Below are 25081 nucleotides of genomic sequence, written 5' to 3'. Positions count from 1 at the left end.
CTCCCTTCTAGAGTAGTGCGGTTTTAGTTGGCATTGTCTCATATCATTGTAGAGGTTGAAAAGAGGTAAAGGTTTTAATAGGTTCTATCACATAATTCGGTATAATTGATCTATAAAAGCGATAAATGGTAGATAAAGAATAGGAGTTGTTGAAATGAATCAAACTCTGCAAATGGGTGCCAATACCGTACTAAACTCTCCAAAGGGGCAATTATTCATCAGTTATGAAGTGTCATCTGCAATTGATATTTCTTTAACGGCGTTTCTCTTAACAGATTCAGATCTAGTTCAAGGAGATAATGGCATTATTTTTTACAATCAGCCGGAGAGTGCTACGGGTGTCGCGACACTTTTACCAGCAGAGATATCAGATCAGTTGAAAAGACATCAATTGAATTTTGATATGAGCAAAGTGCCCGTCGGAATCACAAAGATGGCTATTACACTAACAGAGGATCGAGGAATCGGCTTTTCTCATGTGAAGAATCTGCAAGCAGAAATTCGAACAGGTGATGAGGTGCTATACTTAACACCAGTAAGCTTTACAAATGAAAAGGGTATTGTCGTAGTAGAGCTATACATAAGAAATAGTGAAACGAAAGCACGATCCATCTGGCGTGGCTTCGATTCTGGATTGGAAGGGCTATGCAAGCTTTATGGGGTGGAGGTTGAACCTGATGAACAGGATGTTTCTACACCTCCTCCAATGGTTTCTGAAAAACAAATTAATGAGCCTGCTCCAATGAACACAGCCGCTAAAGAGAAAGTCTCTGCACCTATTAGCTTAGAGAAGGTTCAAGGTAAAATTAGTCTAGACAAAGGTCATAAACCGATCATCATTGAAAAAACACCAGAGATTACGGCTACAGTATCTTGGGAGTCTGGAACCGATTATGATATCTACGCATTGGTCTATACGAAGTCAGGAAAACAAATAGATGTGGCCATGTTTGGCGCAAAAGGTGTTCCCGCTCTCAAAAGTTACGGTAACGGAGCTGTTGAGCATATGGGAGATGTCGGTAGAGATCGTGAATCAATGAAAACGGAAGTCATTAAACTAAGGTTAAATGATGATATCCTTGCGGTGGTACCCGTTGTTTACTCTGCTCAATCAAATGGAACAGGTTCTTTCTATAGATATAGAGTGTCTATGAGTATCGATAATCATCAAGGAACGTCTGTCACTATTCACGCGAAACATGCAAATGACAATGATCGAATTTATTCTTGTGTCCCAGGTATTCTTCAAAACACGAATCATGGTGTGATCATCCGTCCATTAGAGCTTTACAGCAAACCGAATTCCGAGCGCAGACCTAAATTAAAAATGAAGTATTCAAATGAAATTGATGTTTTGATGGATAAAGGACCAATCAATGACTATAAGTAACGTGAACATGTGGCTAGACAGAGTATAATGAACTGTCTGGCTTTTTCTATATCTCTACAATGGATAAACTCGTTTATCCAAATGAGAGGGTAAATTGAATAGAGAGTCCATTCCATTTTTTATGTCATTTAGCCTATTTTTCCGTTTTGGAGGTCACGGTAAAATAGACTTTATGATCAATAATGGAGGGAGTGGCTTCTTCTGGGCAAGATACTTGATGCAAAAGCACTAACCAGTGCCATGGATACAAGGGCAAAACACTATCAGGAACTCCGCGAACAAATGATAGATTTAAAAAAGGCATTACAAGGTGTTGCCAACCTCGGTGACGACTTCACTGGAAAAGGTGCCGATAACATTAAAAGCTTCTATAAAGAACTCGCCGGAAATGTGGACATGTTTATTAGCTTCATTGATAAACAAAAAGCCTTTCATGAAGGTGTTTCTGGGACACTTGATGATACGAGCTTTGGCGGCGATACCTTCGTAGAAGAACACTTTTTAGAGAATGCTGTCCATATGGGTATAAAAAATGCTAAAAGCATTGTAAAAGATCAAAAAAAGGCACTCAAAACGATTTTTCAAGATATTGATGACCTCATTTCACTGAAGGTATTTGATAGCCAAACCTTTGATGAAAAGATCGAAGATGCGGAAGATGAACGAAAAAAGACAGTAAAAGCTTTAATAGAGCTTGATCAAAATCTAAAAGATGAATATGCTTTGTCAGAGACGGAGCAGCAGGCTACAATGGCATTGTACGCAGAAATGATGAATGCGACAAATGACGGAAAATCCATTTCGCCTATGAATTTTGACAAGAAAGCGTATCAAAATAGCGAAATCTACAAGGCAAAAAGCGATATTGAGAAGCAAACTTCTGAATATCTAAAAATCAAAAAAGATCAAGAAGAAGCTCGCGAGATCGCAAAGGAACAGGAAGCGCTCGCCAATCGTCCGTGGTATGAAAAAGCCCTTGATTACGGTGGGAATATCGTTAATGAGCTGACAGGCGTGAACGATGCAAAACGTGCCGCAACAGGTGTCGATCCGATCACAGGTGAAGAACTCACCGCAGGACAGCGAGTCGCCGCAGGCGGCATGGCAGCAGCAGGCTACATCCCGATCGTCGGATGGGCAGGACGTATTTTCAAAGGCGGTAAAGCCGTTTATAAAACGACTCAAGCCACGTCCGCCGCAGTCAGAGCAGTCGACATCTATAAGACGTCACAAAAGTCCTTTGATGCTTTAAAAACATCGCAAAAAGGCTTATACGGTCTTACTGCGACCAACGGCTTCAGCGAAGCGATTACGGGTCGAGACATGTTTGGAAATAAGATCTCCAAAGAACAACAGGAAGCGAGTATGAATGCGGCTTTGGGGATGCTTTTGCCATTTGGGGCGAAAGGGTTTCATGGGAAGATGGGGATTAAGGGTACGGGTGAAATTGGTTGGAATATGTCAAAAGGCGGAGGAGAAATAAATGGAAGAAGTTATTCTCAGCATGCTTTGGAAAGAATGGCACCTGATAGTCCTGAAGTAAAAGCTACTTTAACAAGTAGAGCAATTAAAAAAGCTGAAGAATTAGGGTTTAAACCACAAACAAAAGAATTTAGTGATTTCATCAAAAAATATGTTGATCCAAGAAATATTCCACCTTCAGTTATTGAAGACGCTATAATGAATACGAAAAAGATACCTGGTAATAGAAGTGGAACGTTTGTTCATGAAACACTGGATGTTAAAGTTATTATAAATGAAGCAGGCGATGTTATCACAGTTATACCGAAATAATTAATAAAAGGATGAATACGAATGTTTATTAAGTATGATGAATATGATCTATTAGAACTTTTTCAAAGTGAGCCGGTGAGTATAACAGGCAATATAGATGATGGAGAATTAATTTATACTTACAAAGATGACCAAAATTTCAAGGTGATTTTAACTTTAGATGTATATAAGCAAACGAGTAGTCTAAGTATTACATTTAATGATTCTATAGTATTTACAGGTGATTTTAATAATGTAACAAGTATAAAAAAAGATGAAAAAGCTATGGTAATGAACGTGGACGAAGAAGAGAGGTTAAAAGTTAAATTTTATAAACAAGTTGGAGTGGAGTTACTTTAAAATAGCCTTATTGTATTAGAAAGAAATATAAAACAATTATGATATTCTCTCAGATAAATCAGTAGGTGAAGTAGTTGTTTAATGTTATTGTTATCATACCTTGACTGGCTATATGCCTTTCAAGGTTTTTGTGTTTATTGGCCTTCATACCGAGAAAAAACCGATAAAATGGTGATTTTTTTTCCTGAGTGGATCATCGTATGATAGAGACAAGCAAAACGAACGCATTGAGCACTATTGAGAAGCAAACTTCTGAATATCTAAAAATCAAAAAAGATCAAGAAGAAGCCCGCGAGATCGCAAAGGAACAGGAAGCACTCGCCAACCGTCCTTGGTATGAAAAAGCCCTTGATTACGGTGGGAATATCGTTAATGAGCTGACAGGCGTGAACGATGCAAAACGTGCCGCAACAGGTGTCGATCCGATCACAGGTGAAGAACTCACCGCAGGACAGCGAGTCGCCGCAGGCGGCATGGCAGCAGCAGGCTACATCCCGATCGTCGGATGGGCGGGCCGTATTTTCAAAGGCGGAAAAGCCGTTTATAAAACGACTCAAGCCACGTCCGCTGCAGTCAGAGCAGTCGACATTTACAAGACATCACAGAAATCTTTCGATGCGTTGAAAACATCACAAAAAGGCTTATATGGACTCACCGCAACAAACGGCTTCAGCGAAGCGATTACGGGCCGAGATATGTTTGGAAATAAGATCTCGAAAGAACAACAGGAAGCGAGTATGAATGCAGCGCTTGGGATGCTTTTGCCGTTTGGGGCAAAAGGGTTTCATGGGAAGATGGGTGTAAAGAGTTCAGGTATACCTAATATTTCAAAAAGGCATGATGAAATTGCTCATAAAAGTTATTATGGTAGAAAAGATTTTAGAATAAAGATAAATAGTGCAGTATATTCTCATCATGATAATAAGCATTTAAAGGCTAGAACTGCCGAAGAAGCGAAACGTTTTAGTGAAACCGGAAAACGAAATGCTCAATACCTACCTGAAATAAATAATAAAGTGATAGAAAAAGAAGCTCTTCAAAGAGGGCATATTATTGATAATGGCAATAATAATTTTTACTTCATTTATGATACTGGTAAAGTTGTTGGTTATGATAATGGAAAATCTACTAGTTGGATTAGAGGAGAACTAACGAGTGGTAATGTGTATCACGGTCATCCAATAGCTGGTGATAGATTAAATAAGTATTTAAACAAATTAGGAATAAAATAACTATAAAATTAACAAAGAGGTCGGATAAAGATGAGAAAGCATGTGAAACTTGATATTCCGGAAGTAAACATTCATCCCTTGAGGATAACTGAAGGTTGGAATGTCCGTTATAATCATTTTTGGGAAATTGACCCTAGAAAGTTAGAAACAGAAGATGAAAGATGGTTTATGTTCACTGAAAGTTTGTTACAGCTTTATCATGAGAAATCATCAATAACATTGGACGTAGGTTGGTATCCCGATTTATCTTCAGATGGCAACTATCTTGTTCTAATAGTTAAAAATACAGATTGGGACAATCCTATTCAGGAGTTTAGCTCTGATGACTATAGCAAAGTGATAGATTTTATAGAATTTCATTTAAAAGAAATTACATCTAACTGGTGGAAATAAAACTGTATGTATTTCTACGAGGTTAATAAAGCTAGTGCTTCTCTGTTTTGCCGTTTCTAAGAGCAGTACATGCTTGAAGGTGGTGGTCTTATAATGAATAAAAACCAAACAATGCTTAAAAAGAAAAATATGTGGAACCATCATTGGAGCATTAAAAATGTATATAGAACTGGATAAACTTTTATCCGCTGATACAACGGTAGATTCTTGGTACGATGAAGGATATATACTAGTAAGTGAGATACTCTCGTATTTTAGCCTAAACGATTGGGAAGAACTATCAAAACAGGTACTCAATAAACTAATAGAGTGGCAGCGAAAAATTGCGTACTGTCTCGATAATGAGTGCAATGAATATGAGTTTCATATTTTATTGGATTTGCTGAATACTAATGATGCGGAATTATTTGAGATTTGTATTGATACATTAAGAAGTTATCCTATTGAAGAGGGTAAAAAAATAGTACTGAAACATCCTCAGATTACAGAACGTATAAATCAAAAGTTGACTACTACTGCGAACCTACCAGCAAAGACAGTTCTTCGAGGTTTCATTTCAAAAATACATTCAAATTAGTCCGTTATTGCTGAAATTTAATGATGAAATAAGATCTTGATTGGTTTTATACTGATCAAGATTATTTAATTTACACTGATGAAAAATGGCACATTGTAAAAAGAGTAAGTAGGAATGTATTTATTCGGGATTTTAAACAACATAAGATTCATTATTACGTACATTTAATTATACAAAGTCCCCATTTATATTGATTTCCTAGATTTATATCCGGAAATTTTGAAAAAAAGCATAGTTATCTAGAAATCAGTTCATTCCACCATGTAGCCTGGTGGAATTTTCAAGGGGGAGATGTCTAGAGAGCAATGTTTATACGCCTTGTGGAGGTGCTCCTATGAATAATAAAGGAAAAACAAAAATCGAAACCTTAAAAAGAAAAAGCAGAAGAAAGCACTTAATAAACGAATTAAGCTATATGACACTTCCAGAACCCCCTTTTTTGGAGGTCGAAGAGAATCAATTTTTTTGTCAGAAGGTATTTACTTTCCTGCAATCGAGAGAACATAAAAGTCAAATACATGGAGACAACTATCTAGAGCATATTGAAAAGTCTACACAAATGTTAAATGAAATGGTCGGGAGGATAAAAGAGACTCCTAAACAAGGGAGATTGCTTTTTTTCCGAGATCATGAAATTGAAGCGCTTTTAGTGAATGTGGATGAAGTGTTTCATCATTTAAATCAACTTCTTGAGCAAACCAAGTTTTTAAGTGGATACGGAGATTTCATTTTAATAGCAGAGGATTTTCATTTTGGATTATGCATAGAGCGTACAGAATATTTTTATGAGTTTAGTATTTGGGGAATGTGAGTTTAGATCAAGCTTCATTTCAAAAAATGACAAGGATTTTTCTCTATCACCATTTCCCTCAAATTTAAGCAATTCACTATCATTACCTTTCACATTCATATAAAATAAGAGCTAGTGAAAATTTGAAGAGATGCTTGATAAATGAAGGGCATGTAAGCTGTATGAAATGATGAGATGTTTCAAGTACGTGAAGGTTGCAAAGCTGTTTCTCCTCACGCATGAATCTTGTAAGCGTAACCATTATTTGTCACTTCATTGCAATGTGTTGAGGGGTGTGTCAGCATGAGGAATCCGTATTTGAGAACGGCTTCTAGTCTTTATATCAATTATTTTTTATTAGGTATGGTCAATATTATTTTGGCTTCAAATATGCCATTTTTGATCAAACAATTAGATACAAATAGTGCGGGGATAAGTTATATGATATCTGCACTCGGTATTGGCAGGGTGCTCACGTATGGTCTATCGGGCGTACTGTCAGATCGTTTTGGACGAAAGCCGGTCATTTTGGTTTCGGGGGTGCTGATGGCGGTGTTCCTCATTGGAATCCCATTGTCTCCGAATTATCAAATCGCGTTTGCGTTTGCGATTTTGGCAGGGGTGGCGAATTCGGCGATGGATGCAGGGACGTATCCGGCTTTAATGGAAGCTTTTCCTCAAAACTCGGGATCTGCAAATGTGATGGTGAAGGCGTTTATTTCGATTGGGGCGACCATTCTGCCGCTCGCTATTTTCTTTTTAGCAGAGCATGATCTGTTTTATGGATTTGCGTTTTATTTACCTGCTTTTATTTATTTAGTGAATGTGATCATGCTGTGGACATTGCCATTTCCGAATCATCGCAAGGTGGAGCAAGTTCAGGTGACGGAGCATGATGGACTTCCACGCTTCTCATCAGAGCCTACGTTTTGGAGAGAAGGGGTCGCACTGATTGTGATCAGTTTTACATCAAATGGTCTGTACGCCTTGCCGCAAATTTGGCTGCCTACGTACGGTGAGGAAATTTTGGGGATGGCTTCTGGCAGTGCTGTGAAGCTGCTTAGTTACTATAGCATGGGCGGTTTGCTGTCTGTCTTATTGCTCGCATTTCTTTTGCGCCGTATTGTTCGTCCGGTCACCGTGCTGCTACTCTATCCGATTATTACATTAGCCTCTATCTGTGTGCTATTGGTCGTGAAGTCTCCAGTCATCGGGACCGTCAATGCATTTGTATTGGGCTTTTCAACAGCGGGTGTCTTTCAGCTGACGTTAACCGTAATGGCTGAGTTCTTCTGGAAAAACAAAGGGACGATGACAGGAATTATCTCAACAGCAGGCGGAGTGTCCGCCATTGTGATTCCGGTCGTCACTGGTTTGATCGAAACCCACTCGACGATTTTGCAAATCTTTATATTTGATGCGGGTGTGGCTGTTGTGGCGATCCTTGGCGCGGTGTATATCCTTTATCGATATCGCCGTGTGATGATACACGAATAAAAAAGACGACTTCCAAAGCGGAGGTCGTCTTTTTTCTGTGTTTCGTTTAGAAACGGTCATTTTCAAATAGAATTTGTTTCACTTGTTCAACAGGCATATCCTCGCCAGTAAACAGTTTGTACGCAAGGGCACCTTGCCATAGCATCATGCCAAGACCGTTAATCGTTTTGGCACCAGCTTCTTGTGCTTGAGCAAGAAGTTTTGTTTTTTGCGGGTTGTAGACGACATCTGTCACGATTAAGTCTTTGCGTAATACATCAAGGGTATCGTCAATAATGCTAAGCTCATCTAATGGTTTCATGCCAAGGCTTGTCCCGTTTGCTAAGATCGCACTTTCAGCTACTTCACGACGGAAAGCGTCTTTGTCTTCAAGTGGGAAGATATTCGCTTTGACACCGAATGATTTCATTTCGTTGTTGATGTAATTTACATTTTCCTCTGCTTGAACAAAGTATTGATCATTACGAGCAAAAATACTAATTTCACGAATACCTGATTGTGCAAGCTGAATGGCAATCGGAGTTGCAGCGCCGCCAGATCCAACGAGTGTAACCTTTTGTCCAGCTAATTCAACGCCATGTTCAATTAAGTTTCTTACGTAACCAAGACCATCTGTGTTGTAGCCAACCAGCTTGCCATCTTTGTTTACAACTGTGTTGCTTGCTCGAGTATGTCTTGCAGAATCATCTAGTTCATCTAAGTAATCAAGTACTTTCATTTTGTTCGGCATGGATACGTTAAATCCAGCTGCACCCATTGCTTTCATCCCGTTTACTGCTGCTTCTAGTTCATCATTTCCTACCTCAAAAGCAAGGTAAGCATAGTTGATTCCTGTTAGTGTATAGCCAAGGTTGTGCATCCGTGGAGACAGGCTGTGCCCGATTGGTGTTGCAAGAAGACCGACTAATTTTGTTTTTCCATCAATATTACGTTCGTGTATGTTTGTCATGATTGACATCTCCTTTAATTATCTAAACAATTTTTTCATGCGTCGTAAAACAAAGACTGCTAACAATACGCTGATGACCGCAATGATCATATCGAAGAATAAAGTCATTTTAATATCGTACGTGCTAACGAGTCCGCTTGTAATCAGCGGAACAAGGATAAACGCTGAACTTGCCGCAATGTTGACATATGATGAAGCCGTTGCTTTGTTTGTAGGGAATAATTTCATCATAATACTCATCGCCAACTGGAAAATGCCGGCTGTAAATAATCCTAAGAAAAAGGTACTAACAATGACAATGCCGTACGTTTCAATTTGAAATAGTGAAAGCATGGCAAGGAATGCCCCGATTGGGTAAATAATAGCGACCATAATTGGTGAAATTAATTTATCTAATACGATTGAAAGCAATAGAACAGATACGAGTGCACCAATACTAAAATAAGAAAGAAGCTGTGTCGCTTGTCCTGAGCCAAGCCCAATCAATTTCAACCCGAGCTGTGGAAGCCAAGTTTGCCATACGACAAATAATGCAGTAGACGTGAATCCCATAAGTACAACAGCTAAACCTTCACCAAACATTTTCGGTTCTTCCTTCATTTGCTCTTGAACGGGAAGATCGTCTTGAGAAGTCGTTTGTTTATGATCTGGGAACGGCATAAAGATCAAGTAAATGCCTACAAGTAAATAAAGAAGTCCTAGACCAAAGAATGCCCAGCCCCAGAAGATGTCATGTGCAATAAGGAATGCCAAGATAAATGGAAGAACAGTCGCACCAATTGATACAGACGCCTTCACTAATACAGAAGCTGAACTTGCTTTTTTAGGAAATGACTCTGTCAGAGCAGGATATGTCCCTGAATCAAGCAATGAGTTTGCAATCCCTGCGGAAATGGCAAAAATGAAAGCCAATGTATAATTGGTCGTCGTTGGAATCCCAATTAAGAATAATAAGTAGAGAAAGTTACCTGTAATAATGACAGGTTTTCGCCCCCAGCTGTCTGCCAGCCGGCCAGAGAAAAAGAGAGCAATTAATTTACCGATCCCGATTGCTGATACAAGCAAGCTGATTTTTGGAATATCTACATGGTAGCGTTCAGATAAGCTTTCCATGTTTGATGCCACAATAATATTGATCATGCCTAGCATGAAGTAGTTTAAATACATGCCAAGTGATGATTTAATGTATGGATTTTTCATGTTCCCACTCCTATATTTGAAACCCTGTTCGGGCCAAATTCTTGTTACCCTTTGTTATTTCCTTAAACGTAAATAATATTAAGTCCATCACAACACCCCTTGTGTGATTGATGAAAAAATAATGAATATTCATCTGTTCTTCAAATGAGTACATCGTTCTACTAAATAATTAAAAATAATAACAGTTATCATAAGTTGATGGACTTCCTCGATTTGATCAGAATCAAAAGATCCATCTTTAACTGTAGTTGATATCATAAATAACGATATGTTCACAAAAGGTATAACGATATACTAAAAGAAGCAACGAGATAAATATACTCCTGTGTATAAAATGTGTCAAGTTTATGACTTTGCGATTTAAAAAAAGAAAAATGTAATAAAGAAATAGTTGACTTGCTCAATAAAAAAAGGAGAATCGCTTTGCAATTCTCCTTTCAGCGTGTAGACAAACCCTCGCATTCTTTGTCAGTCCTGCGCTCCGGTGCTCACGAATGTCAAATTCGCTCTGCTCCGGTGCTCGTCCTTCCTAGACTGCAAAGGTTTTCTATCACGCTGAAAAGAAGACAAAGGGCTAAAATAAAGTTCATTTTAGCCCTTTGTCAACAATCTGAAAGGAGAATCGCTTTGCAATTCTCCTTTTCATGATCATGTCGAGGTTTCTCGAATATGAAGTTGAGGCTTTAATATCAATCGCTGCAGTTCTTCATCCTGCTCGTTCATTTTATGATACAAAAGGTTGGCTGCTTTGACTCCAATTGATCGTGGGAAAGATGAGACTGTGGTGAGCGGCGGGTGATACATCTCCGCTTCAGGGATGTTATCGAACCCAACTACATCAATGTCTTCACCAGGCTTGATGTCACGCGCTGCCAATTCTTGAATCACCCCAAACGCCACTAAATCACTGAAGCAAAAAATAGCAGTAGGTGGTTCGGGAAGGTCAATCACTTGGGCAAGGGCTTCTTTCCCGCCTTCACGGGTAGGCACCATATCGATAATAAGAGATTCATCCATCGTTATGTCTTCATCATCATGGGCTCTTTTGAACCCTTTCATCCGTTCAATCCAAGTTGAGGAGGATTTGATTCCACCTAAGAAGGCGATGCGGCGATGCCCTTTTTGAAGAAGATGACGGACCGCCATCCAAGTGCCTTGTTCATAATCAACGCCGACATAATCACAATGGACATCTGCTAATTCACGATTTGCCAATACTTTTGGTGTGCGAATGTTGTTTAATTGTTTCACCGTTCGTGTCGAGCTCTTCGATGCTAGATTTAAGATGATTCCACCCACTCGGTGCTCTACCATTGTGGAAATGAGCCGCTCCTGCTTATCCACACTATCAAAGGTTGTCCCAAGTAAAACGGTATAGCCAAGTGACTCAAGTGTGGTTTGCACACCGATTAAAAATTCAGAAATAAAGGTGTTTGAAATATCCGTGACGATCACACCCACAATATTTGAACTTTTCGACCGCATGTTGGCAGCGACGCGATCGTACACGTATCCCAAATCCTCCATAGATTGCAGCACTTTTTTCCGGGTGGCTTCAGAGATCCTAGGGTTGTTGCGAACAACGAGTGAGGCCGTTGAAGTCGATACACCGGCATGCCGAGCGACTTCTTGTAATGTCACACGCTGTTTGTTCATTTTTTTCATTTGTCTTCACCAACTTCATTGGATTGCCTAACTATGGTTCATCATCAAGATGGATGTCTCCACCAAACTAGCCGAACATTCTTTGTTTCATTATACCTTAATCAAGGGGTGTTGATGAAGTGATGTCATATCGGCTTCAGATAAGGAGGAAACAACATCTTAAAAGATTACCATTGACAGCTTTCTTTTAGAGGCGTAAAATATAAAATTATTCAGAAATAGCAACATTTAAAGTAAATATCGAAGGCTATGATTGCTGTGGGTCACACTATGGCAGGAGCAGCTTCTGGAGAGACCGCATGTATGTGCGGCGCCGAAGGGTTCACAATCTCAGGCAAAAGGACAGAAGAGTACGAAATATTGTATTTGTGATGCATGGATCATACTGTGTATTGCTTTTCTCTATTTTGCTATTCTTTTATGACCGTGAGATTGGAGCGCATCCAATCTCTTTTTTTATGGACTTTTTGAGAGTTCATTATTTCAGTATAGGATCGTGTCGTAGGAGGGTGTTGAAATTGGCACAACAAGAGTTAAAGCGAGATTTATCAAACCGTCATGTTCAATTAATTGCCATTGGCGGAACGATTGGAACTGGGCTGTTTTTAGGGTCTGGAAAGGCTATTCAATTGGCAGGACCATCGATCATTTTTGCGTACTTAATTGTCGGAATGGCCATCTTTTTTGTCATGAGGGCACTTGGAGAATTGCTCTTATCTAAGACGGGCTATCAGTCTTTAACGGATATAGCAGAGGATTATCTTGGACCATGGGCTTCCTTTGTGACAGGATGGACGTATTGGTTTTGTTGGATTATGACAGCGATGGCGGATGTTATTGCGGTCGGGGTGTATGTGCAGTACTGGTTTGATATTCCGCAGTGGATTCCTGCTATTATTTGTTTATTGATTTTGCTAGGATTTAATTTATTAACGGTGAAGCTTTTTGGAGAAATGGAATTTTGGTTTGCACTTATTAAAGTGATTACGATATTACTGTTGATTGGCGTTGGAATTGTCCTGTTAATCATTGGTTTTCAAACAGATGCAGGGCCCGTGACGGTAACGAATCTGTGGTCACACGGAGGATTATTTCCAAATGGTGTGACAGGCTTCTTATTGTCATTCCAGATGGTGATTTTTGCGTATGTGGGCGTGGAACTTGTCGGTGTGTCAGCAGCAGAAACAGCGAATCCGCAAAAAAATATCCCGTCTGCGATTAATAAAATTCCATTAAGAATTCTCTTTTTCTATGTAGGTGCGATTTTTGTATTACTATGCATCAACCCATGGACAGAACTCAGTGCATCAGAAAGTCCTTTTGTGAAAACCTTTGGGCTCATTGGGATACCAGTAGCGGCGGGACTCATCAACTTTGTCGTCCTGACATCTGCGGCGTCTGCTTGTAATAGCGGTATGTTCTCAACGAGCCGAATTTTGTATAATCTCAGTCATCAAAAACAAGGACCGGCATCTTTTGGCCGACTAAATAAGCATGCTGTTCCAAGTAATGCCCTGTTTGTTTCGACAATTGTGGTGTCAGTAGGGGCTCTTTTAAGCAAGCTGATTCCTGAACAAGCCTTTGGTATTGTGACAACGATCAGTGCCATTTGTTTCATTTGGGTATGGAGTATTATTTTAATATGCCATCTGAAATATAAGAAGACACGTCCTGAACTGCATAAGGCGTCTACCTTTAAAGCGCCATTTACACCTTTTGTGAATATAGCGGTTCTTGTGCTCTTTGCTGCCATTCTTGTCATCATGCTTTTCGCTGATGCAACACGTCCAGCCCTGTTATTGACACCCGTATGGTTTGGGTTTCTATTTTTGATTTATGCACGAAAGAAACGCCGTTCAGCATAATGAACGAAAAAAGCACAGCCTTTTTAAAGGTCTGTGCTTTTGCTTATTTAACGATTTCGAATCTTCAACATATAGTATGCATTAAGAATGATCAGAACAAGTCCAACGACGATGATGGAGAAGAGCTGAGAGTGATTGGCGCCAAGAGAATAGACAATCAAAATAAACATGGCACCGGTCAATAAAATATTCATCATTTGGAAAGTGTGAAAAAGCCCATCGAGCATCACATGCTTTTCGCCTTCATCAGAAATGGCGAGCAGTTTTTTGCCATAATCTTTATCGGTTGGACTAGGTAGGTGACGATTAGGATAGACGAGCTTTAGGACAGAGATCGATCCATAAGAAAGAATGACGGTGATCAAAAATAAGGCAGCATTTGCGAGAATCAGCCAGAGTGGCTGCTCGGTTACGATGGAAATTCCAATTGCAATAATCGATAAAATGGTACTCACCGTATTAGCTAACGTTACATCAGTAAAGGTTCGATACTGTTTTGCCTCGAGTTCATCCTCCTCATCACCAGATACTGAAAGAGAGACTCTTTTCTTCATGCGCGAAATGCCTGAAAAACAATAAATGATGAATAGAACTGTCAAGCCAGTGATGACAAGAGTTGCTTCAAATGCAGCTTGCAGAAGTGTCAGCTCAAATTCGGCTGCCAGCAAACAGTAAGCACCGAGAAAACCAAGGAGAGCACCTAAGAGCATTTTGTATACAGTTTTCATGTGAGTTCATCCTCCTCGAATAGAAAAATATGTTCAATGGGTTCTTGAAAAATACGTGAAAGCCTCATAGCAAGTAAGAGAGACGGCATTAATTCATCTCGTTCCATTAAGCTAATCGTCTGGCGGGAAACCTTTGCCCGTTTCGCAAGCTCCGTCTGGTTTAAACCATCACGTGCCCGCAACTCTTTTAGCCGATTTTTCATTCTGTCACCTCAACTCTGATCAAAATGTTATCTTGATTGTAAAGTATTATATTCATTTTGACAAGTATAGTTGTCAAAATGATAAAAATAATTGTCAGAAAGATCGCCTTTATTCAAAAGAGAATCAATGATACGCTAAAGAAAAGAGAAACAGAAAATAGGTGATGCCCATGTTCATTGATCAATTAAAAAGTGACTTACATCAATCACAGCCGCTATTTATCGGAGAAGAGACAGCGTTCAAAGCGGCAGTCCTTGTCCCTTTGGTGCAAGTAGACGGGGAATGGCATGTTTTATTTGAAGTGCGATCACTGACGATGAGAAAACAGCCTGGCGATATTAGCTTCCCAGGAGGCAAACTCGACGGCGGGGAAACCGCACAAGAAGCTGCACTGCGGGAAACATATGAAGAACTAGGAATTCCGCCCGAATCCATCAAGGTTTTAGGGCAGCTCAGCCCTTATATTGCCTCACCATCCTTTGTGGTATATCCATTTGTTGGGATTATTGATGAACAGCAGGTCAAACATTCCTTTAATCAAGAAGAAGTAGAGGAGACCTTTACTGTGCCTCTATCATGGCTCAGCCAATACGAACCGTACTTACACCATGTATCGGTGCAGCCAACACCAGGAGAGGACTTTCCTTATGAAAAAATCATGAATGGTGAAAAATACAGCTGGGGGAGTCGTTCGATTGAGGAGTGGTTTTATGATTACAATCGTTACACCATTTGGGGATTAACTGCCCGCATATTAAAACATTTTGTGATGGTTGCAAAAAGAAATTCCTAGAGAATCAGCTCTAGGAATTTGTTGTAGAAAGGCGTTCTTTTGCGGTTTCTTTTCCTTTCCCTTTTCCAATTAGGATGGGCGCTTTCGCTTGGCTCAATCCATATGAAGGCATGTTCACGTAGATAGATTCATATGAGCCGGCTTGAATTTGATACGTTTCATGATAAATTCCGACCGCGTCATTATGTCGTGCTCTTTGGTTAAATTCTTTCCAAGCAGTCAAATGCTTCTCCATCTTGGCATAGGCAAGGAGGTCCTCTGTTGATTTCCAATATTGGATCATGGTGGTAGTGCGTAAACCGAAGTAATTTTCTGTCCCGAGAAAACCAAGTTCATCTTGATGTGTATAAAGTTCTTTGATCATCCCCGGCATCGCCTTAAATACTGGCAGCCATTGATGAACAGCCCAGCGTTTATTGATTCTCATTCCGATAATGAACACAACAATCGGCTCAGAATTGTCTGTTGTATACCTGCCAGCACGTATATTTTTTTTCATTTGTTCACCCTTCTTCCTTCATCGATTCACAGGTCTCCACGCACCAATCAATTCCAGCCTGCGCCACTTTCTTTCCGTAATCTAACGTATACAGCCAATACTTCGCATCAGCTTCATCTGGATACAGCTCTTGAATGTTTTGTTCAATCGCAACATATGTCTCATAACGGATACGGAGCTGCCTCTCATAATCCTGTAAAAGCACCAATTTTTTCTCAAACGAAAGATATTGACCAAAAAATAACTTTAATAACACCTCATTTCGTTCTGATGGTACTTGATCGAGCGGCTGCGCCAGCCATTGACTCAACGTGTCCAGCCCTTTTTCAGTTAGATGATATTCCCGCTTGTCTGAGCGGCCAGTTGTAGAAGTGGGTGAAACCTTCGCAAGCCCTTCCTCGACTATTAACTTTAAAGCTGGATAAATTTGTCCATAACTAATTTTCCAAAAGTGATGCAAGCTCCTATCAATTAATTGCTTCACTTCATACCCAGACTTACAATCTGTCGTTAAAATCCCCAAAATCGCATACGTCGTATCATTGTATTTTTTCATTGATTAACACACCTATCTAAAAGATATATCATTTAGATATATAATAAACGATGTATAACTGCAGATACAAGAGGTATGAGAAAAAAATAAATGCTAGAAAGGAGGTGAAGAGATCACTGATTTGTTAATCAATGAGATGAATCCTTCATATAGAGTGAACGATCATAGTTTGGAGGGGACATATGAGTAAATCGAAAATCTGGATCATGACTATTCTGGCGGTACTACTGATTGGTGGAGGCGGCTGGATAGCCTATCAAGCAATCGCACAAAAGAGTGGTTTGAATCATCCCTACGCCTTTGCATATAAGACTCATGATCGTGTGAACTGGTTCAAGGTAACGGAGAGAAACGGAAAAGTAACAGGCCAGCTGAACGAAACCATTTTAGAGGAAAATCCGCAAAGGCATTATGATCCCAATCTATTTATCAACAAATATCAATTAACCGGAAAATCAATTGAAAACGGTTACGAATTTTATGTGAAGCAAGGGAAAGAAACGGTCACATATGAAGTTCACCTTGCCGAAAAAGATCTTTCTGTGAAAAAACAAGGTGAAAAGCACAGCATCACATACAAAGCAATTGATCAAAAAAACCTACGTGCTGTTCAACAGGACATTCATACTCGATATGAGAAACTGATGGATGACACGGAAAATAGATTTCATGATTATGTACGAAACTTCATTAAGAAAGTAACAGGCGCTTATGGTTATCTGTATACAGCAGAGGATGGTTCATACCAACTATTTTTAAAAGTAAAACGAATGTATATGCAGTCTGAATGGGCAGGTTCTTTTCTAATGAGAAAGGTTCCAGGAGATGGTGGTGAACCTTATAAAGAAACGAAACATACAGCAGGTGGAGTTTCAGATGGGATAATGTTTGATTTGAGTACTTATCCTGCAATTGAAAAGGGTTTTATTTTAGGGGAAACTGACCGAGACGCAACATACATTAAATTTCCTTTTAAAATGGCAGGCGGGATTATAGAATTTAAAGCGGTCACGAAAGAGGAATATCAAGAACAAACGGAAGCATTCAAAAAGAAGGCGAAAGAATGGCAAAAGTAGATCGTGTTGGAACAGATGATTGTTGTGAATGGCATTTCAGGGCGATCAGAATTTAGTTGAATAAATAGGGATCATGAAGATATTTTAAATCATATATTAGTGGAGGTACCTATGAGTAAATTGAAAATGTGGGTCGTGTCTATCCTGGCAGTACTCGTCTTAGGTGGAGGCGGCTGGACAGCATATCAAGCAATCGCACAAAAGAATTCATTGAATCATGCCTATGCATTTGCGTATAAAACGAAGGATAAAATGAGCTGGTTTGAGATATCTGAGAATAAAGGCAAAGTAACGGGGCATTTGAATGAAAAGTATATAGAAGAAATATGGTGGGATCCCAAAATATATAAAAAACAATATGTAGTGTCCGGGAGTTCAAAGGAAAACGGTTATGAATTTCGAGTCAAACAAGGCAAAGAAACAATCATATACGAAGTTCAAATGTCCGGTAAAGACCTATCTGTGAAAAAACAAGGTGATAAGAAAAGCAGAATATATAAAGCAATCAATCGAAAAAAGCTAGATTCGTATCACAAAAAACTTCAAGTTCGACATCAACATCTAGTTGATACTTCAGAAACTAGATTTTATGACAATATGAGACACTTCAGGGATAAAGTGGCGAAGGTATATGGTTTTCTATATACGGCAGAGGACAAACAACTATTTTTACAAGTTGAAAGCATGCATATTGAGAATGGATGGCTCGGCTCTTTTCTAATAACAACTGTTTCTGAAGATGGTTGTAAGCCATATAAAGAAATGAAATTAGAGGTCGGGGGCGAAACTGATGGTGGAGACTATTTAGACATGAGCTACGATCCTATAATTGAACGAGGTGTCATTATAGGTTCGACTGATCGAGATGCAAAATCAATCAAACTGCCAATTAAAAAGACTAACGGTACTATAGAGATAAAAGCTTTCACGTATCAGGAATTTAAAAAACTCCCTAGACCATATATCATGACAGGCGATTCAGTAGAGTTAAAAGCTGTCACGAAAAAGGAATATGAAAAACAAGCGAAAGCATTTAAAAAGAAAGCAGAAGAAAAGAGAAAATAGGCATCTTAAACCAGATGAGTGAATCAACTTATCTGGTTTTTTATGGAGAAACATTTTGTTGATTGATGATAGAAGGAACAAAAGAGTTGCTTTAAGTAAATAAAGAAAAGTATTTTGGGTATATAGACCTTAATAAATTTCAGAAAAATAAATGTTGACGCTTTCATATAATCAATATATACTAAAAACAAATCCAATATAAATAAATTAGACATGTGACTGGTCATGCAGGCAGGATCTAAAAACGATGAATTTCTTTAATTTGTCGTTTTAGATCCTTTTTTTATTGCCAAAATATAGGTCTCATGTATGAGAAAAGGAGGAGAAAAAATGGATTACACACAAGTCGCCAAAGACGTTTTACAGCATGTAGGTGGTAAAGAAAACATTGCGCACCTTGAGCACTGCTCAACAAGACTTCGCTTCACACTAATTGATCAGAAAAAAGCAGATGTACAGGCATTAGAAAAAACACCAGGTGTCATAGCAGTTAGAATGTCAGGACAATGCCAAGTAGTCATTGGGAATGACGTGATTGAAGTGTATCAAAAGGTAACAAATTTAATGGGCGGCAGCTCGTCTGGGCAAGGCGTGCCATCCAATCAGCCAAAAGAAAAAAGAAAAGCAGGCACAGTTCTATTAGATTTCATTGTGGGTGTCTTCCAGCCGCTTGTTCCGGCTATCGCAGGCGGAGGGATTTTAAAATCATTTCTTCTCCTTTTCTCTTTATTAGGCTGGGTGGATGCAAAAGGCCAAACCTATCAAATATTGAACATGGTGGGTGACGCACCACTATACTTCCTGCCATTACTAGTCGCTGTCACAACGGCAAATAAACTAAAGGTAAACCCACTGGTCGCATTATCAGCAGTCGGTGCACTCCTTCTTCCGAACATGACAGCCATGCTTACTGAAGGTGCGCAATTAATGTCATTCGACGTAAAAAATATAGCTTATGCGTATCAAGTGTTTCCAGCAATCCTTTCTGTATTGCTTTACGCTCAAATGGAAAAATTCTTCACACGATTTTCACCAAAACCAATTCGGATTTTCTTTGTCCCAATGATGTCATTAGTCATTACTGTACCCGTTACGTTACTGTTATTAGGACCACTTGGTTTTACAGCAGGACAAGGGTTTTCATCCGTTATTCTTGCGATGTTTAATACAGTAGGTTGGGTAGCTGTCGCAATTTTAGCAGCGGTACTCCCGTTTATGGTTGCATCAGGCATGCACAAAGCAATGGTCCCTTATGCAGTGACAACGATGGGGAACCTCGGGAAAGAAGCACTTTATTTACCAGCATCACTTGCGCATAATATTGCGGAAAGTGGAGCATGTTTCGCAGTGGCACTACGCACGAAAGACAAGGTACTCAGATCAACAGCCATTTCGGCAGGAATTTCAGCATTTTTTGGCATCACAGAGCCTGCTTTGTATGGTGTGACACTTCAAAATAAACGCGTACTTGGAAGTGTCATGATTGGTTCATTTGTTGGTGGGATATTCATTGGATTAGTTGGTATACAAGCATTTGTACTTGTTGGCCCTGGATTAGCCAGTATGTCGATGTTTATATCAGATGAGCTTCCACGAAATCTAATGTTTGCTGTCATTGGAGCTGTCATTTCCTTCGTTGTTGCTTTTATCGCTGCTTTTGTATTAGGTAAGGATAAAAAAGTAGAAGAAAAGACAAATGATCAAGAAGCATTTGCTGAACAAATTGGAGCAGGGGAAACATTCAAAAGCCCTGTGATTGGTCAAATGATCTCACTATCTGAAGTAAAAGATGATATATTCTCTTCAAAGGTCATGGGAGACGGGATTGCCATTGTTCCTTCAGAAGGAGCGTTATATGCACCAGTAGATGGTGAGGTCACCTTGCTGTTCGAAACAAACCATGCACTTGGTATGAAAACGGACAAAGGGGTGGAAGTATTATTCCACATTGGCATTGATACTGTACAGTTGGAAGGACAGTATTTTTATCCAAAAGTGCAGGCAGGAGATCGTGTACAAGCAGGGGATTTACTCATTGAATTTGATGTAGAAAAAATCATGGAAGCAGGATACGATCCAGTTACGCTTGCTGTCATCACGAATACAGATCAATATGATATTAAGGTACAGCCATTACAAGAGGTCAATCGCCAAGATACATTGATGGTTATCACCCAATTAGGAGGCTAAACATATGACGACAATAAAAGGTTTTCCAAAAGGATTTTTATGGGGCGGCGCCATTGCCGCCAACCAAGCAGAAGGCGCTTGGAATGTAGATGGAAAGGGCCCATCTGTTGCTGATATTGCGATGTACCGGTCTAATTTGAGTGTAGAAGATTATGAAGGGCATCTAGCTGTTACTTCTGAAAATATAGATCGAGCGATGAAAGACCCAGATGATAAAAAGTATCCAAAACGCAGAGGTGTTGATTTCTATCATCACTATAAAGAGGATTTGGCTCTATTTGCTGAAATGGGTTTTAAAACTCTTCGCATTTCTATTGCATGGAGCCGTATCTTCCCAACTGGAGAAGAGAACGAACCAAATGAAAAAGGACTCCAATTTTACGATCGTTTATTTGCAGAAATGAAAAAACACAACATAGAACCGATTGTGACGCTGTCACATTATGAAATGCCGTTAGCACTGAGCGTGAAATATAATGGCTGGGTTGAAAGAAAAGTCGTTGATCTCTTTGTTAAGTTTGCCAATGTATGTTTTGAACGCTATAAACATGATGTGAAATATTGGCTTACCTTTAATGAAATAGATAGTATTCACCGCCACTCTTTTATTACAGCAGGAATTATTCCTGATCGCTGCCCAGAAGGGAAAGAGGAAGAGACGGTTTATCAAGCACTCCATCATCAATTCATTGCCTCTGCACTCGTAACAGCAGATTGTCATCGCATCATACCAGGCAGTCAAGTAGGGTGTATGCTGACAAAATTAACAACGTATCCGCACACTTGTCATCCGAATGATGTGGAGCGGGCATTGAAACAAAACTTAGAAAACTATTTCTATGCAGATGTTCAGGTATTTGGTGAATACCCGCCGCTTATTAAGCGCATGCTTGAGAGAAAAAACATTCATATCCAAATGGAATCAGATGATCTTTCTATATTAAAAGAAAATACAGTAGATTTTATCTCGTTCAGCTACTATATGTCTTTAACTGAATCAGCTGATGAAGGATTAGAAAAAACGGATGGAAATACCATCCGTGGGGTCAAAAATCCTTACCTTCCATCTACTGATTGGGGATGGCAAATTGATCCGGTTGGTCTGAAAATTTCTTTAATAGAATTATATGATCGTTATCAAAAACCACTGATCATTGTAGAAAACGGCATGGGTGCAAAAGATGTTGTTGAAAGTGATGGATCAATTCACGATGATTATCGTATTAACTATTTCAAAGAGCATTTCCGCCAAATGAGAGAAGCGGTGGAAGAAGGCGTTGACCTCTTCGGATATACGAGCTGGGGCTCAATTGATATTATTAGTGCAGGTACATCACAGATGTCAAAACGATACGGGTTCATTCATGTAGATCAAGATGACGATGGAAACGGTACATTAAAACGTTCTCGTAAAGACTCATTTTATTGGTACAAAAAGGTCATTGAAACAAATGGTGAATCGCTTGATTGAAAAACCACAATCATGAAAACAGGTGATGACGATGTTTAAAATCAAAAAAGTTTTAAACTCGAGTGTGGTTCTGGCTGAAGATCAGAACCAACAGGAGATGGTTCTATTCGGCCGTGGGATTGGTTATGGACAAAAACCAGGTCAAATGATTGAAGAAAAGAAGGCAGATCAAGTGTTTATGTCTGTCGATAACATGAGAGCGAAGGAATTTCTCCAACTATTAGATTCAATGCCACAAGAGTTTATCGATTTAACTCAGCATATTGTTCAATATGCTGAAAAACGCTTAAACTCAAGTCTGAATTCTGGTGTCTATTTTACCTTGATGGACCACTTGAATTTTGCAGTAGAACGGCACAAGAAGAATATTAATATTACAAATCGAGTATACTGGGAAATCAAAAACTACTATACCGAAGAATTTGAAGTAGGTAATTATGCGCTTGAGTTAGTCAACAATACATTGGGCATACAATTACCAAAGGAAGAAGCGGCCAATATCGCCTTCCATTTAATTAATGCGTTAGGTGAAGAGTCCGATTCCAAAGATGGCATGAAGTATGCCAAGATGATCGGAAGTATTGTGAATCTCGTCCGCTATACGTTGAATATGAAAATGGATCAAGAGAATATTCATTACAGCCGATTTATTACACATGTGAAATTCTTTGTTGAAAGATTTTACGCAAATAAATTATTATCAGATCAAGAAAATGAGTTGTTTGAACAAATTGCACACTTGTATCCTCAAGCGATGGATGTGGCTTTCAAAATCAAAGATTATATTAAACAGGTGCACAGTATTGTTATTCCAAATGACGAACTTACGTATCTGGCGGTACATATTCACCGCCTCATTTCTTATCAAGAACTAAAATAAATGTGGACCACTTGCCTTGTAATGAGGCAAGTGGTTATTTGTATTGTACGGTTTATGTTCCGATAGGTCGTTCTGTTGGGTTAAGATTTGTATCATTTAACGAATTGTAAGACACCGTTTGTCCGAAAACAACGATGGCTAAAGCGAAAATGAGTAAACTCACTTTTTTCATCATAATTCCTCCAATTAAGTGTAGTGTGTTCCAATTGATAGGCATCCTTCAAAAAGAGATATGCTTGGTGAATTGAACCCAGCTCTTCAAAGTGTTTGGCAGCTAGTGCACTTAATTCACGGGCACCTTCAACATCCTTTAATTCTTTCAGAATACTGATGTCATCGAAACAGGTTTGAGCTTTTTTGGATATGTCTTCAGTGAAATATAGGTGATAGAGAAAATTCATTTTTGCTGTATAGATGGGGTTTCTGTCTATTTCTTGTTTTTGTTTGACTAATTCAAAATAATAGAGAGCTTGCGACTTTTCATCAATGGAGAGCAGCTCTTTTAGTAACATAAACATGGAGTGTTCGAAATAACAAGATGAAAGGTAGTCATCATCACTAAGAGCCTTTTCTAGGGCATCAATACATTTTTTTGATTCTCCAGCTTCGGCATATAGAATACTGATATTGTGATAAAGCTGTGATGCTAGAAAATGATCGTTTAATTGATTTGAGATGTGTAATGCTTTTGTGTAGTAATTCTCAGCTCTTTTGAAATCGCCAATATCCATGAAGTTGGTGGCTGCGATCACAAAAGCTGCTGCCAGTCTTCTTTCATAGCCATCATGACCTTTGAAAATATCGATGGCATTCTGAATATAATGAAGTGAAATCAGGCTTTGGCGAAGCATCATATATAGGTTTGCGACCTTCGTATGGAATTCTGCTACTTCTATTTCATCAGGAATGTTTTGCAGTTTTTTCTCAGCAATTTTAAACAGTCCGATGGCTGATGCATAGTCTCTGTTATATGAAGCGTAAAGGGCTTTATATAGGTAAAAATAGTATTCAATTAAGTCGTTTGTTTTAGAAGGGTATTCTAGCACTGTCGGTTCATTCAGTTTTTTACCCCTTCGTTCATATAACATGAGCTTAAACTTGCCTTCTAGCAATGAATAGTAGGTCAAGACCTCCTGATTCTCTTCCATCTCTTGAAGTAATTCCTTTAATTCTGTGTAGATTGTCTTTGCATTGTGTACATCATGCTTACGAATGGCAATTCGCCAATCATTTAAACGGTTCCCCACCTGTTCAGCTGAAATGATCGTCATGGAAATTTCACCTCTTTAACATCCTTTCGCCTGTTTCAATAAAAAACGATATCACAATTTTTGGTAAAATATAATCGTTTCAGAGAGGTGATTGACAGGAGGTAATAAAAAGGACCTTATGTCATGAGATGTACGTTATTGTAATGATCATTGATTGTTTATTCAAATGAGTAAAATCTTTTTTTGGAAGTTTAAAAACGTGATAGATACTATTAGTTTTAAGTTTATGGTCGAAAATACCATCTGAATATATGAAATAAAGCTATTTTAGCTATGAGAGAAGAACAATGAAAGGTCGATCTAGAAGGGAAATTCAGTTATGATGTTGCTAGATGATTTTGGGAAAGAAACTGGTAGTTACTGAGAAAGGTGAAAATCCGAGACAAGTGTTGACCTTTCAGAAAGGATGTTGAAATGAAAAAAAGATTTCAAATGTTAAACTGGCAAATGACAATTGTGATTACTACGCTTTTACTTGTTTTAGTCACTCTTTATATCTCAAAGAGATACTTTTATAGCAAAGAAATTGAGTTGCTGACAGAATCTTGTCAACAAGAAGACGGCAAAATCATACTAGAAACAAATAGTTTGACTATGGATTACTCCTTTGAGTGTAAGAAAAAATAAAACAGGCAGAAAGCTGCCTGTTTTACACCA

Annotated in this window: 23 protein-coding genes, 1 pseudogene and 1 riboswitch; of the genes and pseudogenes, 16 read left to right on the top strand and 8 right to left on the bottom strand. The window is 38.9% G+C overall.

What is annotated here, in order from left to right; genetic code table 11:
- Positions 1–154: 154 nt before the first annotated feature.
- From LCD34_RS09905 to LCD34_RS09870, 8 genes and pseudogenes are all read left to right on the top strand, one after another.
- Complete coding sequence (locus LCD34_RS09905; RefSeq protein ID WP_224558859.1) at positions 155–1390, top strand: TerD family protein; 1236 nt, start codon at positions 155–157, stop codon at positions 1388–1390.
- 240 nt (positions 1391–1630) lie between these two features.
- On the top strand, positions 1631–3184 hold the full coding sequence (locus LCD34_RS09900; protein ID WP_411910428.1) for a ribonuclease YeeF family protein: 1554 nt from the start codon (positions 1631–1633) through the stop codon (positions 3182–3184).
- A 21-nt stretch (positions 3185–3205) separates the two neighbouring features.
- Positions 3206–3523, top strand: coding sequence for a hypothetical protein (locus LCD34_RS09895; RefSeq protein ID WP_017359949.1), 318 nt, complete (start codon positions 3206–3208; stop codon positions 3521–3523).
- Between the two features lie 224 nt (positions 3524–3747).
- A pseudogene (locus LCD34_RS19715) lies at positions 3748–4755 on the top strand (pre-toxin TG domain-containing protein); the annotation flags it as partial.
- A gap of 30 nt (positions 4756–4785) precedes the next feature.
- Positions 4786–5148 carry a hypothetical protein gene (locus tag LCD34_RS09885; RefSeq protein ID WP_116306562.1) on the top strand — a complete coding sequence of 121 codons (363 nt, stop codon included), beginning with the start codon at positions 4786–4788 and terminating at the stop codon, positions 5146–5148.
- Positions 5149–5305: 157 nt separating this feature from the next.
- Positions 5306–5725 carry a hypothetical protein gene (locus LCD34_RS09880; protein ID WP_116306560.1) on the top strand — a complete coding sequence of 140 codons (420 nt, stop codon included), beginning with the start codon at positions 5306–5308 and terminating at the stop codon, positions 5723–5725.
- A 334-nt stretch (positions 5726–6059) separates the two neighbouring features.
- Complete coding sequence (locus tag LCD34_RS09875; RefSeq protein ID WP_116306558.1) at positions 6060–6536, top strand: hypothetical protein; 477 nt, start codon at positions 6060–6062, stop codon at positions 6534–6536.
- A gap of 282 nt (positions 6537–6818) precedes the next feature.
- Positions 6819–8012 carry an MFS transporter gene (locus LCD34_RS09870; protein ID WP_060832790.1) on the top strand — a complete coding sequence of 398 codons (1194 nt, stop codon included), beginning with the start codon at positions 6819–6821 and terminating at the stop codon, positions 8010–8012.
- 46 nt (positions 8013–8058) lie between these two features.
- On the opposite strand, the gene LCD34_RS09865 is transcribed toward LCD34_RS09870, so the two are convergent.
- The 3 genes from LCD34_RS09865 to LCD34_RS09855 all read right to left on the bottom strand — a co-directional run bounded on the left by LCD34_RS09865 (position 8059) and on the right by LCD34_RS09855 (position 11826).
- The gene (locus tag LCD34_RS09865) at positions 8059–8961 is read right to left on the bottom strand and encodes a shikimate 5-dehydrogenase (protein ID WP_017368407.1); all 903 of its coding nucleotides are present in this window, start codon (positions 8959–8961) and stop codon (positions 8059–8061) included.
- 18 nt (positions 8962–8979) lie between these two features.
- A complete protein-coding gene (locus tag LCD34_RS09860; protein ID WP_224558858.1) occupies positions 8980–10161 on the bottom strand; it encodes an MFS transporter in 1182 nt (393 codons plus the stop codon).
- Between the two features lie 648 nt (positions 10162–10809).
- Complete coding sequence (locus LCD34_RS09855) at positions 10810–11826, bottom strand: LacI family DNA-binding transcriptional regulator (protein WP_224558857.1); 1017 nt, start codon at positions 11824–11826, stop codon at positions 10810–10812.
- A 276-nt stretch (positions 11827–12102) separates the two neighbouring features.
- Positions 12103–12182, top strand: a riboswitch (glycine riboswitch).
- 162 nt (positions 12183–12344) lie between these two features.
- Between LCD34_RS09855 and LCD34_RS09850 the strand changes: the two genes are divergently transcribed.
- On the top strand, positions 12345–13691 hold the full coding sequence (locus LCD34_RS09850) for an amino acid permease (protein WP_017359936.1): 1347 nt from the start codon (positions 12345–12347) through the stop codon (positions 13689–13691).
- Between the two features lie 47 nt (positions 13692–13738).
- Here the strand turns inward: LCD34_RS09850 and LCD34_RS09845 are convergent, their stop codons facing one another.
- Positions 13739–14419 carry a DUF3169 family protein gene (locus LCD34_RS09845; RefSeq protein WP_224558856.1) on the bottom strand — a complete coding sequence of 227 codons (681 nt, stop codon included), beginning with the start codon at positions 14417–14419 and terminating at the stop codon, positions 13739–13741.
- On the bottom strand, positions 14416–14622 hold the full coding sequence (locus LCD34_RS09840) for a helix-turn-helix transcriptional regulator (protein ID WP_008347396.1): 207 nt from the start codon (positions 14620–14622) through the stop codon (positions 14416–14418). Before LCD34_RS09840 ends, LCD34_RS09845 begins: the two co-directional genes overlap by 4 nt.
- A gap of 170 nt (positions 14623–14792) precedes the next feature.
- Between LCD34_RS09840 and LCD34_RS09835 the strand changes: the two genes are divergently transcribed.
- Complete coding sequence (locus LCD34_RS09835) at positions 14793–15416, top strand: NUDIX hydrolase (RefSeq protein ID WP_058213417.1); 624 nt, start codon at positions 14793–14795, stop codon at positions 15414–15416.
- Between the two features lie 10 nt (positions 15417–15426).
- Here LCD34_RS09835 and LCD34_RS09830 read toward each other — a convergent pair whose 3' ends face one another.
- The gene (locus LCD34_RS09830) at positions 15427–15915 is read right to left on the bottom strand and encodes a DUF4188 domain-containing protein (protein WP_065461416.1); all 489 of its coding nucleotides are present in this window, start codon (positions 15913–15915) and stop codon (positions 15427–15429) included.
- 4 nt (positions 15916–15919) lie between these two features.
- Entirely contained in the window at positions 15920–16471 is a 552-nt protein-coding gene (locus LCD34_RS09825) for a PadR family transcriptional regulator (RefSeq protein WP_224558855.1), read from the bottom strand.
- 182 nt (positions 16472–16653) lie between these two features.
- Here LCD34_RS09825 and LCD34_RS09820 point away from each other — a divergent pair, with 182 nt between their 5' ends.
- From LCD34_RS09820 to LCD34_RS09800, 5 genes are all read left to right on the top strand, one after another.
- Positions 16654–17547: a hypothetical protein gene (locus tag LCD34_RS09820; protein ID WP_144625451.1), complete on the top strand. Its 894-nt coding sequence runs from the start codon at positions 16654–16656 to the stop codon at positions 17545–17547.
- 111 nt (positions 17548–17658) lie between these two features.
- Positions 17659–18612 (top strand): hypothetical protein, encoded by a 954-nt coding sequence (locus LCD34_RS09815; protein WP_035390045.1) that lies wholly within the window; start codon positions 17659–17661, stop codon positions 18610–18612.
- A 330-nt stretch (positions 18613–18942) separates the two neighbouring features.
- Entirely contained in the window at positions 18943–20802 is a 1860-nt protein-coding gene (locus LCD34_RS09810) for a beta-glucoside-specific PTS transporter subunit IIABC (protein WP_060832785.1), read from the top strand.
- 4 nt (positions 20803–20806) lie between these two features.
- A complete protein-coding gene (locus LCD34_RS09805) occupies positions 20807–22273 on the top strand; it encodes a glycoside hydrolase family 1 protein (protein ID WP_008347383.1) in 1467 nt (488 codons plus the stop codon).
- 31 nt (positions 22274–22304) lie between these two features.
- Positions 22305–23153 (top strand): PRD domain-containing protein, encoded by an 849-nt coding sequence (locus LCD34_RS09800; protein ID WP_008347382.1) that lies wholly within the window; start codon positions 22305–22307, stop codon positions 23151–23153.
- 92 nt (positions 23154–23245) lie between these two features.
- On the opposite strand, the gene LCD34_RS09795 is transcribed toward LCD34_RS09800, so the two are convergent.
- Positions 23246–24424 (bottom strand): tetratricopeptide repeat protein, encoded by a 1179-nt coding sequence (locus tag LCD34_RS09795; RefSeq protein WP_008347380.1) that lies wholly within the window; start codon positions 24422–24424, stop codon positions 23246–23248.
- A gap of 414 nt (positions 24425–24838) precedes the next feature.
- Between LCD34_RS09795 and LCD34_RS09790 the strand changes: the two genes are divergently transcribed.
- Positions 24839–25051 carry a hypothetical protein gene (locus tag LCD34_RS09790; protein WP_019743644.1) on the top strand — a complete coding sequence of 71 codons (213 nt, stop codon included), beginning with the start codon at positions 24839–24841 and terminating at the stop codon, positions 25049–25051.
- Positions 25052–25081: the final 30 nt, after the last annotated feature.

This window comes from Bacillus sp. RAR_M1_44, from assembly GCF_020165935.1.
Classification (GTDB): domain Bacteria; phylum Bacillota; class Bacilli; order Bacillales; family Bacillaceae; genus Bacillus; species Bacillus altitudinis.
The sequence above is the reverse complement of the archived record's forward strand: the minus strand, read 5'-3'. Positions and strand labels throughout refer to the sequence as shown.

Coding starts and splice junctions, on each gene's coding strand:
- LCD34_RS09895 (WP_017359949.1), top strand. CDS start 3,206: ATGTTTATTAAGTATGATGAATATGATCTATTAGAACTTTTTCAAAGT.
- LCD34_RS09885 (WP_116306562.1), top strand. CDS start 4,786: ATGAGAAAGCATGTGAAACTTGATATTCCGGAAGTAAACATTCATCCC.
- LCD34_RS09865 (WP_017368407.1), bottom strand. CDS start 8,961: ATGACAAACATACACGAACGTAATATTGATGGAAAAACAAAATTAGTC.
- LCD34_RS09835 (WP_058213417.1), top strand. CDS start 14,793: ATGTTCATTGATCAATTAAAAAGTGACTTACATCAATCACAGCCGCTA.
- LCD34_RS09905 (WP_224558859.1), top strand. CDS start 155: ATGAATCAAACTCTGCAAATGGGTGCCAATACCGTACTAAACTCTCCA.
- LCD34_RS09820 (WP_144625451.1), top strand. CDS start 16,654: ATGAGTAAATCGAAAATCTGGATCATGACTATTCTGGCGGTACTACTG.
- LCD34_RS09845 (WP_224558856.1), bottom strand. CDS start 14,419: ATGAAAACTGTATACAAAATGCTCTTAGGTGCTCTCCTTGGTTTTCTC.
- LCD34_RS09810 (WP_060832785.1), top strand. CDS start 18,943: ATGGATTACACACAAGTCGCCAAAGACGTTTTACAGCATGTAGGTGGT.
- LCD34_RS09795 (WP_008347380.1), bottom strand. CDS start 24,424: ATGACGATCATTTCAGCTGAACAGGTGGGGAACCGTTTAAATGATTGG.
- LCD34_RS09790 (WP_019743644.1), top strand. CDS start 24,839: ATGAAAAAAAGATTTCAAATGTTAAACTGGCAAATGACAATTGTGATT.
- LCD34_RS09900 (WP_411910428.1), top strand. CDS start 1,631: ATGGATACAAGGGCAAAACACTATCAGGAACTCCGCGAACAAATGATA.
- LCD34_RS09880 (WP_116306560.1), top strand. CDS start 5,306: ATGTATATAGAACTGGATAAACTTTTATCCGCTGATACAACGGTAGAT.
- LCD34_RS09800 (WP_008347382.1), top strand. CDS start 22,305: ATGTTTAAAATCAAAAAAGTTTTAAACTCGAGTGTGGTTCTGGCTGAA.
- LCD34_RS09840 (WP_008347396.1), bottom strand. CDS start 14,622: ATGAAAAATCGGCTAAAAGAGTTGCGGGCACGTGATGGTTTAAACCAG.
- LCD34_RS09870 (WP_060832790.1), top strand. CDS start 6,819: ATGAGGAATCCGTATTTGAGAACGGCTTCTAGTCTTTATATCAATTAT.
- LCD34_RS09805 (WP_008347383.1), top strand. CDS start 20,807: ATGACGACAATAAAAGGTTTTCCAAAAGGATTTTTATGGGGCGGCGCC.
- LCD34_RS09815 (WP_035390045.1), top strand. CDS start 17,659: ATGAGTAAATTGAAAATGTGGGTCGTGTCTATCCTGGCAGTACTCGTC.
- LCD34_RS09830 (WP_065461416.1), bottom strand. CDS start 15,915: ATGAAAAAAAATATACGTGCTGGCAGGTATACAACAGACAATTCTGAG.
- LCD34_RS09875 (WP_116306558.1), top strand. CDS start 6,060: ATGAATAATAAAGGAAAAACAAAAATCGAAACCTTAAAAAGAAAAAGC.
- LCD34_RS09860 (WP_224558858.1), bottom strand. CDS start 10,161: ATGAAAAATCCATACATTAAATCATCACTTGGCATGTATTTAAACTAC.
- LCD34_RS09855 (WP_224558857.1), bottom strand. CDS start 11,826: ATGAAAAAAATGAACAAACAGCGTGTGACATTACAAGAAGTCGCTCGG.
- LCD34_RS09825 (WP_224558855.1), bottom strand. CDS start 16,471: ATGAAAAAATACAATGATACGACGTATGCGATTTTGGGGATTTTAACG.